Origin of the sequence: Brevundimonas sp. M20 (genome assembly GCF_006547065.1) — a bacterium.
Classification (GTDB): domain Bacteria; phylum Pseudomonadota; class Alphaproteobacteria; order Caulobacterales; family Caulobacteraceae; genus Brevundimonas.
In genome coordinates, this window is the sequence record NZ_CP041243.1 from 629,959 (window position 1) to 644,627 (window position 14,669).

Annotated in this window: 13 protein-coding genes; 5 read left to right on the top strand and 8 right to left on the bottom strand. The window is 66.3% G+C overall.

The genetic code is table 11. The annotated features are described in order from the left end of the window. Nucleotides 1–159 precede the first annotated feature (159 nt). On the top strand, nt 160–1,446 hold the full coding sequence (locus tag FKQ52_RS03060) for a cystathionine gamma-synthase family protein (RefSeq protein ID WP_141625828.1): 1,287 nt from the start codon (nt 160–162) through the stop codon (nt 1,444–1,446). Here FKQ52_RS03060 and acs read toward each other — a convergent pair. Further along, nucleotides 1,443–3,341, bottom strand: coding sequence for an acetate--CoA ligase (gene acs / locus FKQ52_RS03065; RefSeq protein ID WP_240811786.1), 1,899 nt, complete (start codon nt 3,339–3,341; stop codon nt 1,443–1,445). The genes FKQ52_RS03060 and acs overlap by 4 nt on opposite strands. Nucleotides 3,342–3,651: 310 nt before the next feature. Here acs and FKQ52_RS03070 point away from each other — a divergent pair, with 310 nt between their 5' ends. Together FKQ52_RS03070 and FKQ52_RS03075 are read left to right on the top strand one after the other, a co-directional pair. Then, nucleotides 3,652–3,951 (top strand): hypothetical protein, encoded by a 300-nt coding sequence (locus tag FKQ52_RS03070; RefSeq protein ID WP_141625830.1) that lies wholly within the window; start codon nt 3,652–3,654, stop codon nt 3,949–3,951. Nucleotides 3,952–4,040: 89 nt separating this feature from the next. Then, nucleotides 4,041–4,772, top strand: a complete 732-nt coding sequence (locus FKQ52_RS03075; protein WP_141625831.1) for a hypothetical protein — start codon at nt 4,041–4,043, stop codon at nt 4,770–4,772. Nucleotides 4,773–4,780: 8 nt separating this feature from the next. Here the strand turns inward: FKQ52_RS03075 and FKQ52_RS03080 are convergent, their stop codons facing one another. From FKQ52_RS03080 to FKQ52_RS03100, 5 genes are read right to left on the bottom strand one after another with little or no spacing between them, the layout of a single operon-like run. Further along, the gene (locus FKQ52_RS03080; protein WP_141625832.1) at nt 4,781–5,875 is read right to left on the bottom strand and encodes a sugar kinase; all 1,095 of its coding nucleotides are present in this window, start codon (nt 5,873–5,875) and stop codon (nt 4,781–4,783) included. Continuing rightward, entirely contained in the window at nt 5,876–7,156 is a 1,281-nt protein-coding gene (locus FKQ52_RS03085) for a TRAP transporter large permease (RefSeq protein WP_141625833.1), read from the bottom strand. 2 nt (nt 7,157–7,158) lie between these two features. After that, nucleotides 7,159–7,668 carry a TRAP transporter small permease gene (locus FKQ52_RS03090; protein ID WP_141625834.1) on the bottom strand — a complete coding sequence of 170 codons (510 nt, stop codon included), beginning with the start codon at nt 7,666–7,668 and terminating at the stop codon, nt 7,159–7,161. A gap of 44 nt (nt 7,669–7,712) precedes the next feature. Beyond that, complete coding sequence (locus tag FKQ52_RS03095; protein ID WP_141625835.1) at nt 7,713–8,702, bottom strand: TRAP transporter substrate-binding protein; 990 nt, start codon at nt 8,700–8,702, stop codon at nt 7,713–7,715. Continuing rightward, nucleotides 8,699–9,514: a 2-keto-4-pentenoate hydratase gene (locus tag FKQ52_RS03100; protein ID WP_205750840.1), complete on the bottom strand. Its 816-nt coding sequence runs from the start codon at nt 9,512–9,514 to the stop codon at nt 8,699–8,701. The genes FKQ52_RS03095 and FKQ52_RS03100 overlap by 4 nt, the downstream gene beginning before the upstream one ends. Nucleotides 9,515–9,642: 128 nt before the next feature. On the opposite strand from FKQ52_RS03100, the gene FKQ52_RS03105 reads away from it, so the two are divergent. Further along, nucleotides 9,643–11,010 (top strand): polysaccharide lyase family 1 protein, encoded by a 1,368-nt coding sequence (locus FKQ52_RS03105; protein WP_141625837.1) that lies wholly within the window; start codon nt 9,643–9,645, stop codon nt 11,008–11,010. Between the two features lie 117 nt (nt 11,011–11,127). Further along, on the top strand, nt 11,128–12,114 hold the full coding sequence (locus FKQ52_RS03110; protein WP_141628203.1) for a LacI family DNA-binding transcriptional regulator: 987 nt from the start codon (nt 11,128–11,130) through the stop codon (nt 12,112–12,114). On the opposite strand, the gene FKQ52_RS03115 is transcribed toward FKQ52_RS03110, so the two are convergent. Then, entirely contained in the window at nt 12,111–13,718 is a 1,608-nt protein-coding gene (locus tag FKQ52_RS03115) for a family 43 glycosylhydrolase (RefSeq protein WP_141625838.1), read from the bottom strand. The two genes, FKQ52_RS03110 and FKQ52_RS03115, sit on opposite strands and share 4 nt — an antisense overlap. 121 nt (nt 13,719–13,839) lie before the next feature. After that, nucleotides 13,840–14,475, bottom strand: coding sequence for an RpiB/LacA/LacB family sugar-phosphate isomerase (locus tag FKQ52_RS03120; RefSeq protein WP_141625839.1), 636 nt, complete (start codon nt 14,473–14,475; stop codon nt 13,840–13,842). Nucleotides 14,476–14,669: the final 194 nt, after the last annotated feature.

The following is a 14,669-nucleotide window of genomic DNA, read 5'->3' on the forward strand; positions in this document are numbered from 1 at the left end:
CGGGCTTTGCCGACGCTCAACGCACAGCGTCGGTGCGTGATCCGTCGGCCGCGAACTGTCTAGGCGTGATTTGTGACAATGGCCAGCGACGGCGCCGCGGTGCAGCGTGACACCTTCTGACGCGGGCCCTAGGAGGCGCCCTCGGAGGAGACCCCCAGTATGAGTCGTCACAAGAGCCGCTCGATCGGCCAGCGTTCGCTTTCGCCTGAAACCCTGATGATGGGCTATGGCTATGATCCCGCCCTGTCAGAGGGCTCCATCAAAGCCCCGATTTTCCAGACATCGACCTTCGTCTTCCGCTCGGCGGAGGACGGCAAACGGTTCTTCGAGGTGGCCTACGGCCTGCGCGAAAAGGACCCCGAGGAGGCGCTGGGTCTGATCTATTCGCGGATCAACAACCCCAATCTCGAGATTCTGGAAGACCGTCTGGCCGTCTGGGACGGCGCGGACAAGGCGCTGGTCTTCTCCAGCGGCATGGCGGCCATCTCCACCACCATTCTGGCGCTCAGCCGTCCGAATGACGTGGTGGTCTACACCGCCCCGGCCTACGGCGGGACCGAGTATCTGTTTGACCGCATCCTGCCGCGCATGGGCGTCCAGACCGTCAGTGTCGCGGACTGCGGTGAGGGCGAAGGCCTGACCGGCGCGATCCATGAAGCGGCGGAAACCGCAAGGGCGCGGGGCGGGCGGCTGGCGGCGGTCTATGTCGAGACCCCGGCCAATCCCACCAACCAGCTGATCGATCTTGAAGCCGCCGCGGCGGCGATCAAGGCGTTGGGACAGGCCGAGCCGCCGCCGCTGGTCGTGGACAACACCTTCCTCGGCCCGCTCTGGCAGAAGCCGCTTGAGCATGGGGCGGACCTGATCCTCTACTCCCTGACCAAATATGTCGGCGGCCATTCGGACCTGATCGCGGGCGCCTGTCTCGGCCGCGCCGACCTGATGGGGCGGGTGGCCGAGATGCGGACCATCTGCGGCACGATCAGCGATCCGCACACCGCCTGGATGCTGATGCGCAGTCTTGAGACGCTGCACATCCGCATGGAGCGGTCGCAACAGAACGCGGTCGAACTGGTGAACCGCCTGCGCGGCCATCCCGGGATCGAGGCGGTGCTGGACGCGGGCGGGGCCGAAAGCTCTGCGGCCCAGCAGGCTATCTTCGCGCGCCAATGCTCGGGTCCCGGCTCGACCTTCTCCCTGCGGCTCAAGGGCGGGGAGGCGGAGGCCTTCCGCATGCTGAACGCCCTGCAACTGTTCAAGCTGGCGGTGTCGCTGGGCGGGACCGAAAGCCTGGCCTCCCATCCCTCCAGCACCACCCACTCGGACTATTCACCCGAGGCCAAGGCGCGCTGCGGCATCGGCGACAATCTGGTCCGCTTGTCGGTCGGCATCGAGAATGTGGACGACCTGTATGCCGACCTGACGCAGGCGCTGGGAGCGGTTTAAGCCGCCCCGGCCCTGTTCGTGACGAGGTCGTCGACGACGGAGGGGTCGGCGAGGGTTGAGGTGTCGCCCAGGGCGGTGATTTCGTTCTCGGCGATCTTGCGCAGGATGCGGCGCATGATCTTGCCGGATCGGGTCTTGGGCAGGCCGGGGGCCCACTGGATGACGTCGGGGGCGGCGATGGGGCCGATCTCGTGGCGGACCTGGGCGATCAGGGCGGCCTTCAGATCGTCGGTCGGCTCGACGCCCTTGTTCAGGGTCACATAGGCGTAGATGCCCTGACCCTTGATGTCGTGGGGGAAGCCGACGACGGCGGCCTCGGCCACGTCGTCGTGCAGGACCAGCGCGCTCTCGACCTCGGCGGTGCCCATCCGGTGGCCCGAGACATTGATCACGTCATCGACCCGGCCGGTGATCCAGTAATAGCCATCCGCGTCGCGGCGGCAGCCGTCGCCGGTGAAATACTTGCCCGGATAGGTGCTGAAATAGGTGTCGAAGAAGCGCTGGTGGTCGCCATGGACGGTGCGCATCTGGCCCGGCCAGCTGTCGGTGATGACCAGATTGCCCTCGGCCGCGCCCTCCAGCACCCGCCCTTCGGCGTCCACCAGTTGCAGCTCGACGCCGGGCAGGGGTCTGGTCGCCGAGCCGGGCTTCAGGTCGGTCGCGCCGGGCAGGGGAGAGACCAGTATCCCCCCGGTCTCGGTCTGCCACCAGGTGTCCACGATCGGGCAGCGGCCCTCGCCGACCACCTCATGATACCAGCGCCAGGCCTCGGGATTGATCGGCTCGCCGACCGAGCCCAGCAGGCGCAGGGAGCTTCGGCGGGTCGCCTTCACCGGCCCGTCGCCCTCGCGCATCAGGGCCCTGAGCGCGGTGGGGGCGGTGTAGAAGATCTCCACCCGGTGCTTGTCCACCACCTGCCAGAAGCGGCTGTGGTCCGGATAGTGGGGCACGCCCTCGAACATCAGGGTCGTCGCGCCGTTGGCCAGCGGGCCATAGACGCAATAGCTGTGGCCGGTCACCCAGCCGACGTCGGCGGTGCACCAGAAGACCTCGCCGGGGCGATAGTCGAACACCAGCTCGTGGGTCCATGACGCCCAGAACAGGTATCCGCCGGTGGTGTGCAGCACGCCCTTGGGCTTGCCGGTCGAGCCGGAGGTATAGAGGATGAACAGCGGGTCCTCGGCGTTCATCGGCTCGCAGGGGCAGTCGGCGCTGACCGTCGCCTTCGCCTCATCATAGAGAATGTCGCGGCCGGCGATGATCGGCACGTCGGCGCCGGTGTGCCGGATCACCAGCACCTTCTCGACCTTGGCCTCGGGCGCCACCTTCTCCAGCGCCGCGTCGACATTGGCTTTCAGCGGGATGCGCTTGCCGCCGCGCACGCCCTCGTCGGTGGTGATGACGACCCTGGAGCCGCAGTCCTCGATCCGGCCCGCCAGACTGTCGGGCGAGAAGCCGCCGAACACCACCGAATGCACCGCCCCGATGCGGGCGCAGGCCAGCATCGCGACAGCCGCGGCGGGGATCATCGGCAGATACAGGGTCACCCGGTCGCCCTTCACCACGCCCATGTCCTTCAGGACATTGGCCATGCGGCAGACCTCGGCGTGCAGTTCGCGATAGGTCAGGCGCCCGTCGTCGGTGGGGTCATCGCCTTCCCGGATGATCGCCGTCTCATCGCCGCGCTCGGCCAGATGCCGGTCCAGGCAGTTCCAGGCGACGTTCAGCACCCCGTCGGCGAACCAGCGAATGCGGAAGTCCGCCTGGTCAAACGACACGTCCTTGATCTGCGTCGGCGCCCTCATCCAGTCCAACCGACGCGCCTGCTCCGCCCAGAAACCCTCCGGCGTCTCACGCGCCGAGACACGGGCGGTGTCATAGCCGTGCGCGGTCATGCGCGCGCGCTGGGCCCACTCGGACGGGACGGGATAAAGATCAGGGCCTTCGGTCACGGCTTTCCTCACTCAATGTTCTTGTCGGACCATTCCGGCCCCGCCGACGGGTCGAGCCGCCGGACTCCGCCACCGAACAGCAAGCCGGAGCCCCGGTCTATCCCGCAGCGACAACATGGGGCGCGCCATCTGTCGCGAAAGTGCGCCAGTCCCCCATCGGCGCTCGCAAAAGTAGGTCTTGGATTTACGTCTGGGTTGTGGTGCCGTCTTCGGCGCCGCACGGGCGACTCAGGAAACGGCAGGACGGCCCCGCATGGCCCCGGTGAAGAACGTCACGATCTCGAACGGATCGGTCACCTATTACGATGAGGTGGAAGCGGGCCTCGTGGACTTTGAATCAGCCCCGGCCTTCTTCGAGGCGTCCTTCATGCTGGACGCCGAATCCGAAGCCGACGGTCTGAAGGTGCGCAACATCTTCCATCTGCGCACCCGGGTCGCGGGTTTGCCGGAAGAGACCCCCTACGCCGAGGTCGAGGCGCGGGCCTTTGAGCAGCTGGCGCCGATGCTGGCTGATCTGGCGCGTCAGATTGAGGCCGGGCGCGGCAAGGCCTAGCGGACGGCGGCTGCGCCCCGTCCCGCGACCAGACCCTTCACCTCGGCCAGAGAGGTCATGGTCCTCCCCGGACTCTGTCGGAACGGAGCGTGACCAGATTTTTGAGCGTTGCCAGTCACGGGCTTTCAGTGATGGCTGATGGGCGGATAACAAGGGACTGGAAGGCTGCGAAGGATTCCACGATGTCGGTAATCTTAGAAAAAGAATCGCAAATATACATGAGGCTGATGGAGGAGGTAAAAGGGAGAAGCCGAATAGCAGCAGACAAGATTTTGCAGGTCCGTTCACTGCCGATGTCCGAAGGGCAAAAAATGGTCGAGACCGAAAGCGCTATACTCCAGATTCGTTTTATCTGTGAGCTATTGGCGCTATCATCTCTGGCTCTTCACAGTGGGTTGGGTCTGTCCAATACCCTGCGGAAAAGTTGGCACGCTGATAACATTTTTACCATGTTATCGGACGTAAATCCCAACTCATTCCAGACCCCAATTGTCCTTACAAGGAAAGACGACGGTACGTTTCTATACGATAACAGAAAAATTCCGCTGGATCGATATGGCGTAAAGAAAATCTATGAGAGATGTGGTGGGCTGTTACACCGGGGAGTCTTGAAGCAGGTGCTTGAGGGCAAGGATAGAGCCTACAACCTCGATCAGCTTGATATCTGGATTAACCGCATCGTAGAGCTTCTTTCACCCCATAGTATTTTGTTCTCAAAACAAAATACATGTATGATCGTCATGATGAGCGTGCCTCCGAACGATCGTGTCCAAGCCTATATTGTTGTTGGGAAACAGCCGGGGCCGCTTATTCTGCCTTAGCTTAAAATCTAGCGGACCGCCGCGGCGCCCTTGCCTTCGACCCGTCCCATGACCTCGGCCAACGAGGTCATGGCGTTGTCGCCGGGCGTGGTCATGGCGATGGCCCCGTGGGCGACGCCGTAGTCGACCGCCGCCTGCGCGCCGAGGCCCTGCATGAAGGCCCAGGCCAGCCCCGAGACGAAGCTGTCGCCGCCGCCGACCCGATCCAGCACGGCGATCTCCGACACCGGCGTGGCGTAGCGCTCTCCGCCGATCCACAGCACCCCGCCCCAGCGGTTGATCGAGGCCGAGATCGGGTCGCGCAGGGTGGCGGCGAAGACCTGCACATCCGGCAGTTCCGTCGCCAGCCGCGCCACGAGGGCGTCGAAGGGGCGGCTGTCGGCCGGGTCAGTGCGGGTGTCCGGCGTCTCGATGCCCAGGCAGGAGGCGTAGGCGTATTCGTCTCCGACCAGCACATCGACCAGTCCGGCGATCTCGCGGTTCACCCGGCGCGCGGCGTCCGGGTCCGGATGGCTGGACCACAGGCTGGCGCGGTAGTTCAGGTCATAGCTGACCACCACCCCATGCCGCTTCGCTGCGCGAATGGCGGCCAGCGTCGTCTCGGCGGTGTCTTCCGACAGGGCGGCGAAGATGCCGCCGGTGTGCAGCCAGCGCACACCTTCAACGCCGAACAGATGGTCCCAGTCCACCTCGTCCGGTTTGATCTGTGAGGCCGAGGAGTTGGCTCGGTCGGAGCAGCCCAGCGCCCCGCGCGGGCCGAAGCCGCGCTCGGTGAAGTTCAGGCCCACGCGGGTGTTGCGTCCGACGCCGTCCGCCTCACGCCACAGGATGTGGGACACATCAACACCGCCCTGCAGGATCAGGTCCTCGACCAGCGCCCCGGTCTCGGTGCGGGGCAGGGCGGTGACGACCGAACTGCGCAGGCCGAAGGTCTTCCGCAGGCCACGGGCGACATTGTACTCGCCGCCGCCTTCCCAGACCTGGAAGGTCCGGGCCGTGCGGATGCGACCCTCGCCGGGGTCGAGACGCAGCATGACCTCGCCGAGCGCGACACAGTCCCAGCGACAGTCTTCGGCGGGCCTCAGGCCCTTCAGGTCAGTCATCTATTTCAACAGCGAGGGCAGCCAGAGCGAGATCGCGGGCACGAAGGTGACCAGCATCAGCACGGCGGTGCAAGCCAGATAGAAGGGCCAGATCGAACGCAGGCTGTGGGTCATCGGCACCTTGGCGATGGCGCTGCCGACGAACAGCACCGAACCCACCGGCGGGGTGATCAGGCCGATACCGCAGTTCAGAAGCAGGATCACGCCGAACTGAACCGGGTCCACGCCGAAAGCCTTGGCCACCGGCAGGAAGATCGGGGTGCAGATGATGATCAGCGGCGCCATGTCCATGAAGGTGCCGAGCACCAGCAGGATGATGTTGATCAGCAGCAGGATCAGGATCGGGTTGTCGGTCAGGGTCTGCAGCAGGCTGACCATCATCGACGGAACCTGCAGATAGGCCATCAGCCAGCCGAAGGCGCCCGCGCAGCCGATGATGAACAGCACCGCGCCTGAGGTGCGCGCCGCGCCGGTGCAGGCCGCCTTGAACGCCGACCAGCTCATGTGACGGTAGACGATGCCGGTCACGACGGTGGCGTAGACCACCGCGATCGAGGCGCTTTCCACGGCGGTGAAGATGCCCGCCCGGATCCCGCCGAAGATGATGCCGACCAGCAGCAGGCCCGGAATGGCGGCGACCAGTCGCGTCAGCACCGCGCGGAAGCCGGGGAAGGGCTCGGCGGTGTAGCCCCGGCGGCGGGCCAGCACATAGGAGACGATCATCAGCGACACGGCCAGCAGGCCCGCCGGGACGATGCCCGCCGCGAACAGGTCCGAGATCGACACCCCGCCCCCGGCCGAGGCCGAGTAAAGGATCATGTTGTGCGACGGCGGAACCAGCAGGGCGACCAGCGCCGCGGAGATGGTCACATTGACGGCGTAGTCGCTGTCATAGCCGCGCTTCTGCATCTGCGGGATCATGGTGCCGCCGATGGCCGAGACGTCGGCGATGGCGCTGCCCGAGACGCCGCCGAACAGGGTCGAGCCGACGACCGTCACCTGGCCCAGGCCGCCGCGCACATGGCCGACCAGCGAACCGGCGAGGGTGATCATCCGGTCGGACAGGCCGCCCTTCATCATCAGTTCGCCGGTGAAGATGAACAGGGGGATGGCCAGCAGGGCCACCGAGGTGATGTCCGAGCCCATCTGCTGGAACACCACGATAGGCGGCAGGGCCAGATACAGCACGGTCGCCAGCGTCGCCGCCAGCAGGGAGAAGGCCACCGGCACGCCGATCGCCAGCAGGATGGCCAGCAGGCCGAACAGGATGATGTATTCCATGATCAGTCCTCCGCCTCGACGGCCTCAGGGGCGCGATAGTCGCCGGTCAGAAGCCGCTCGATCGCGAACAGCAGGATCAGGCCGCCGCCGACGCACAGGCCGGCGAATTTGAGACCAGAAGGCAGGGGCGCGCCGGCCATGTTGACGGACCAGTCGTCGATCATCAACGTGCCGCCCAGCCAGAACAGTCCCGCGCCCGAGGCCGCCGCGATCAGGCGCGTCATGGCTTTCAGCGCCGACAGCACCTTTTCGGGCAGGGCGTGCTGCAGGGTCTGGAAGGCGAAATGCGTTTCGCGCCGCACGGCCACCGAGGCGCCGAACATGACGGCGAAGCTCATCAGCAACAGGGCCAGGGGTTCGGTCCAGCCGGGGCTGTCGTTCAGCACATAGCGGGCGAACACCTGCCAGGCCTGGATCAGCGCCATGAGCACCAACGCCACGCCGGCGAGGCCCAGCACAGCTGTTGCGAGTCCGTCCAAGGCGCGGACAATACCGCGTCGGGCTTCAGTCATTCCCGGTTCCCCTCCCAGAGCGCCGATGGTGTGTGCGCGGTCGTTCAGGCGACCGCTGCGATACGTTCGTGGAGCGCGCGCAGGCGCGGCTCGGCAAGATACTTGTCCAGGACAGGCCGCACGGTGGCGGCGAAGGCGTCTCGGTCGACCTGCGCGACCTGTACGCCGGCGGCCAGAACCGTGGCGCGGGCCTCGGCTTCGCGCTGGTCCCAGGCGGCGCGCATGATCGGCACCGACCGGCGGGCGACGTCGCGGACCAGCTCCTGATCCTCGCTCGACAACCGTTCAAGGCTGGCCTTCGACATCAGCAGGGCGTCCGGCGAGAAGGAATGTTCAGTCTCGCTCCAGTACCGCGCCACCTCGAACTGACGACTGGACTGATAGCTGGGCCAGTTGTTCTCGGCGCCGTCGATCAGATGCGTCTGCAGCGAGGAGAAGACCGCGCCGAAGGTCAGCGGCGTCGGGTTGGCGCCCATGGCCCGGATCGAATCCAGGAAGATGTCCGACTGCGGCGCCCGCATCTTCAGCCCGCGCATCTGGCCCGGCTCGGTGACCGGATGACGGACGTTGTAGAAGCTGCGCGGCGCCGCGTCGTAATAGGCCAGCCCGACAAGGCCGCGTCCCTCGAACACGTTGAGCAGTTCGCTCCCGATGTCCCCGTCAACCACGGCGCGGACGTGCTGCACCGAGCGATAGACATAGGGCAGGGCCAGCAGCCGGGTCTCGGGGAAGGCGTTGTTCAGGGCCGCCACGGCGACACGACAGATGTCCACCGCCTGGAAGCGGGTCAGGCCGATGGAGTCGTCTTCGGTGCCCAGTTGGCCCGCCGGAAACTGACGGATGCCGATGCGGCCGTCGGTCAGGCGCCCCAGTTCCTCACCCATCCATTTGACGGCGGCGACCGTGGGGTAGTCGGCGGGGTGAACGTCTACGGCGTTCAGGATCGTCTGGCCGCCGGTCGCGCGCGGGGAACAGGCCGAGAGGCCCAGTCCGGCGACGCCCGCAAGGGCCAGGGTGCGACGGGTCAGACTCATGCGGCGTCTCCCTTCGCCGTGATCGCCACGCAGGCGATCCGGCCGTCGGCGCCGAAATCGGCGACCGCCGATTGGCCGACGAAAATCTGATGCACCCCGGTCGCGGCGCCGGTCGAGATCAATTGCCCGGCTTCCAGCCGCCGCCCGCGCCGATGCATCAGGTTCAGCAGGAAGGCCAGCGAGTCCAGCGGGCCGTTCGGAATGGAGGCCGCGCCGCCGGTCCCCATCACTTCGCCGTCGATCAGGGTCTTGCAGGTCAGGCCCGCCAGTCGCGACCGCCAGTCGGTGATCTCGGCGCCCAGGATCAGGCCGGCGTTGTTGCCGAAGTCCGAGGCTGTGACCGCCGGGCCGTGACCGTTGATCCCGGCGAAGGGACTGCCCGCGATCTCGACGCCGGTGAAGGCCCGTCCGACCAGTCCGGCGGCGCTCTCAGGCGTCCAGCCGTCCTGATCCGGCGCCGTTTCCGCCAGTTCGAGCACATACTCCGCCTCGACCGCCGCGAAGCCGCCGTCGATGACGCCGAACGAGGTCGGCTGGCCGTCGACGGCCTTCCAGACATTCCTTGAAAAGATCGGCCCCGCCAGTCGCCCGGCGCCGAATTGCGCATCGAACGGCGGCGGGACGCGGCCCAGCTTCCAACCCGCGATACGGTCCGGCCACAGGTTGATCGCCTCGTCCTGAACGGTGTAGGCGGCGGCCAGAGAGTCCGGCTTTTCGCCCGGATAGGCGGGCACAGCGGTGGCCGTCCGGCGCGCGTCCGTGAAAGTCCGCGCGATCAGCGAACTGCTTGAATTGTCGTGTGCGTGTTTCACGCATCCTCCCATTTGCGATGGACATTGCGCAGGAAGGAAACCGGTGTCAATTTGAATCCGGCGTCGCGATGGGCGACGTTGTCAGCACAAGGCCGCGGTCACAGTCGGTCAGGCTACAGGATGGAAACATGACCCTCGCCCGTTTGATCGCCGTCGCGGCCGCGCTTGTCCTGCCGCTCGCGGCGCCCGTGGCCCCGATGGCCCAGACCGCATCGCCCGCGGCGATGGAGGCGGCCTTGCCGGCCTTTCCCGGCGCGCTCGGCTGGGCGGCACAGACCCCCGGCGGACGGGGCGGTCGCATCATCCGCGTGACCAATCTGAACAGCGAGGGGCCGGGCTCCCTGCGCGAGGCGATCGAGGCCGACGGTCCGCGCATCGTGGTGTTCGAGGTCGGCGGGGTGATCGATCTGGATCGCAAGACGCTGAAGATCACCAATCCCTTCATCACCATCGCCGGCCAAACCGCGCCTTCGCCGGGCGTCACCCTGATCCGGGGCGGCATCGACGTCGGCGGCCATGACGTCATCATCCAGCACATCCGTGTGCGCCCCGGTTCGGCCGGTCAGGAGTGGATGAGCGGCTGGGATGAGGATTCGATCTCAACCCAGGCGGCCTACAACGTCATCGTCGACCACTGCAGCCTGGAGTGGGGTACGGACGAGAACCTGTCTGCCTCAGGCCCGCGCTTCACCGGCGACACGCCCGAGGAATGGCGTCGCGGCACCAGCCACAACATCACCTTCTCGAACAACATCATCGCCGAGAGTCTGGCCTATTCGACCCATTCGAAGGGCGAACACTCCAAAGGCTCGCTGATCCACGACAACGTCACCGGCCTGCTGATCGTCAACAATCTGTACGCCCACAACTATGAGCGCAGCCCCCTGTTCAAGGGCGGTGTGCACGGTGTGATCGTCAACAACCTGATCTACAATCCGGGCCCGCGCGCCATCCACTACAACCTCGCGCCCGAGGAGTGGCTGAATCATCCTTATGAGGTCGGCAAGATGACGGCCATCGGCAATGTCCTGCGCGCCGGTCCCTCGACCCCGACGGACCATCTGGCCTTCCTGATGATCGGCGGCGCGGGTGATCTGGAATACTATGGTCGCGACAATATCGCCGTGGATCAGGTGGGCGAGCCGCTGCGCATGTTCGGGCGGTACACCACCACTTCGGCTCGCATTATCGAGACCCGCCGTCCGCCGGTCTGGTGGGAGGGGCTGACCCCGATTCCGGCTGTGCAGGTTCAGGTCTCGGTCCTGTCGCAGTCGGGCGCCCGTCCGTGGGACCGCGACCAGCGCGACGTCCTGCTGATCGCCGAAGTGGCCGAAGGCCGTGGGGAGATCATCGACCACGAGCGCGAGGTAGGCGGCTACCCGCCGGTGGTCGAGGCGACCCGCAAGCCCTTCAACCCCGATGACTGGGATCTGCGCTTCATGACCCCCCTGCGGGACGAGGTGCTGGACCGCCCGGCGCGTCGTCGGACCACCTGACCGCTGACAGGCGGAGCGACGCGGTCTAAAGACGGTGTTCGATCAGAGAGACTCAACCGCGTGAACGATACCCGGCGACCCGGCGGCAAACCCGCCACCATCAACGACATCGCTCGCATGGCGGAGGTGTCCAAGAAGACGGTGTCGCGTGTCATCAACAACTCTCCCTTCGTGAAGGAGGAGACGCGCAAGCGGGTTGAGGCGGTGATCGCCGAGCATGGCTTCACCCCCGATCCGCAGGCGCGCGGACTGGCCTTCCGCCGGTCCTTCCTGGTTGGAATGATCTACGACAACCCCAGCCCCAACTACGTCGTGAACATGCAGCAGGGCGTGCTGGACGGGGTGCGCGGTTCGGGTCTCGAACTGGTGGTCCACCCCTGCAACCGGGCCTCCGAGACCTTCCTGGACGACGTGCGCGGCTTCGTCGTGCGGCAAAAGCTGTTCGGCGTGGTCATGCCGCCGTCGGTGTCGGAAGACGACCGGGTCATCCAGATTCTCAAGGAGGTCGACTGTCCCTACGTCCGCATCGCCTCGGTGTCGCTGGACGAGCCGGCCTGCATGGTGGTCACGCACGACCATCGCGGCGCCGCGCAGGCGGCGCGGCATCTGGCGGAACTCGGCCACACCCGGGTCGCCTTCATTTCCGGTCCTGATACCTTCCGCTCGTCGTTCGAGCGGGGCCGGGGCTTCCGCGAGGGGCTGGCCGACCACGGCCTGACGCTGGACGATGCCTACACCCGCAAGGGCGCCTATACCTTTGAGTCCGGTGTCGAGGCGGCGCAGAGCCTGCTGGCCATGGACGCCCCTCCGACCGCCATCTTCGCCGGTAACGACGAAATGGCCATAGGCGTCATGAAGGCCGCGCGTGACAACGGCCTCGACGTGCCGCGCGATTTGTCCATCGTCGGCTTCGACGACCTGCCCATGGCCTCGCGCGTCTGGCCCAACCTGACCACCGTCCGCCTGCCCATCCGCGACATGGGCCGGATGGCGGCCGAAAAGCTGACGGCCGGCCTGCGTGGCCTCGACCCGGCGACACTGGCCCAGCCGGTGGTCGATCCCTCGCTGATCGTGCGGGAATCGACGGCGGCGCCGAAGGCTTAGGCCGACGCCCCCGCCACATAGCTGAACCGGTCCAGCACCACTGCGCCCTCACCTGTGCAGAAGATGGCCGGGCGCAGGCTCAGGAAGCCGCCGAAGACGTTGTGGTTCAGGCCCGAGACCTCCATCCGCGTCGGGTGGCGGACCCAGCTCGCGCCGTTGTCGGTCGAGTAGCGATAGGTGATCACATTGCCCCGGTTCTCGATCCGCAGACGCACATGGTCCCCCGTCAGCGGCACATCGGCCCAGTCCTGGGTCTCGGCGTACTGCCATGACCGCAGCGCCCGTCCGTTGAAGCTGACCCCGACGAAGGCCTTGTGATTGTAGAACAGCAGCAGGCCTGCCTCGGCGCGCCCTTCCAGCCGCAGCCCGACCTCGACCGTGTAATCCCGGTCGCCGGCCAGACAGGCGAGCGGGGATGAGTCCGCTGGCGATGTTCCGCTACCCGCCAGTCGCAGGCCGCCCGCGACCCGTTGCATCCGCCTGTCCTCGTGCTCGCCCGGCTGGTGGAAGCTCCACTGGGTTCCCATCCGGGCGGTGCTGAAGTCGTCCGACAGGGGCATTCCGGCCGGGGAGGGCCGACCGCCGCGCGGCTTGGACAGGGGGCGGGACAGGTCGCCGCCCAGCGCCCGGAACCAGCCGTCCGCAGTCCACTCGATGGGTTCCAGCAGAGTCTGGCGGCCCAGCGTCCGGAAGCCGTTTTCATAGCCGTGGTAGATCATCCACCAGTCGCCCGCCGGACCCTCGATCAGGGTGGCGTGGCCGCGCGACCACCACGGCTCATCCTCCGACAGGGTGCGGACCAGCGGATTGTTCGGGCAATGCTCCCACGGGCCGTGCACGGACCTGGAGCGCGCGGCGATGACCATGTGGCCGGTGACCGGACCCGCGGTGCCGCCGACTGCGGTGACCAGATAGAACCACTCCCCGCGTCGCAGCAGCTTGGGGCCTTCGGGCGCGAAATTCTCGGTGATCCATTCATCAGGGAAGCGCCAGGGATCGTAGGCGTTCTCCAGCGCGCCGACGGTGGCCAGCCCGTCGTCGGTCAGCCGGATCTTGCGGATGCCGTTGACGAACAGATAACGCTTGCCGTCCTCGCCGACGATGTGGCCGGGGTCGATACAGCCCCGGATGCCCAGATCGACCGGATCGCTCCACGGCCCGGCGATGTCATCGGCCCAGATGGCGTAGATCGACCAGCCGCCGCCGGTCGGATTGGCCGGGATGTAGATGAAGTACCGGTCGCCGTGTTTGCACAGATCAACCGCCCAGATGTCCCCCAGCGGCTTGTGCAAGGCCGGGCCTATCGGCGACCAGTTGACCAGATCGGTCGACCGCCAGATCACCAGTCCCGGATAGGACAGGAAGGACGAAGAGGTCATGTAATAGGTGTCGCCGTCCTTCAGGACGGTGGGGTCCGGATGGTCTCCGGCGACGATGGGGTTCAGATAGGTCCCGTCCCCCAGATCGGCGCGCCGCTGCCCCTCGATCCCCGGCGTCCAGACCGGTGTCGCCTGCGGTCGGGCCTGCGCCTGTCCGCCCGCCGCCAGCAGGGGCGCAGCGGCCACGGCGCCCGTGGCGCCGAACAGTTGTCTGCGGTCGATCATCCTGCCCTCCGTCACCCCGTCAAATGCGGGGTGTTAGCGCTACCATAGCAGCGCTTTCGCGGAAGGGCAGGGGGATGATTGCGGTGGTCGGCCTCGGACAATCCCCGCCGTGTGAACGCCCTTAAAGGACGCTCTTGATGTAGTCGCGGATGGCTTCGTCGGTGGCGTTGGCGAAGAAGTATTCCTGGAATTTCTCGCCCGCGATGGCGGCCTTCAGCAGGTCATGATCGACGGTCTTCAGCACCGTCAACATGTCATGGCAGGTCACGGCCTTTAGATCCTTCAGAATGCCGCGGTTCTTGCGCATGATCTCGGCGCGTTCCTTCGGATACCCTAGGCCCCGCTCACCCTCGAACAGCTTGCGGTAGACGTCCTGCAGGTTCAGCTCGGCCGCCCAGCCGAAGCCCTTGGCGTAGGGCATGGCGATGGCGTTGCCGTCATTGATCTGGCCGAACAGGAAGGCGTCCGTCGGATCGATGATCAGGCCGCAGAAGACGCCCGGCATGGCGTTGGCCGCCAGCATCGAACCCGTGCCCGTGCCGCAGCCCGTGACCACGAAATCCGCCGCGCCCGAGTTCAGCAGGATACCCGCCAGCAGGCCGTTCATCACATAGGTCAGCGAGGCTTTGTCCTCTGCCGAGTACATGCCGTAGTGGAACACCTCATGGCCCAGCGGCTCGGCCACCGCGGTCAGGGCGTTGTGAACGATCTCGCTCTTGGCGGCCTGGCTGTTCTCGATGATCAGGGCGATTTTCATGGTGTTCCTCCGGGCGGGATAGTGGGCGCAGCGGCGAGGCCGCTCCAGTCTTGTGCCCGTTTGCATCGGCTTATGACACCGGTTACCTATGCATTCAATCCGCATCAAACAAGTCGGGGAGGGAAGCATGTCGGCCAGAGCGCATCCGTGCGACACCCCTCGTCTGACCGGTGGTGCGCCCACCCTTCACGAGG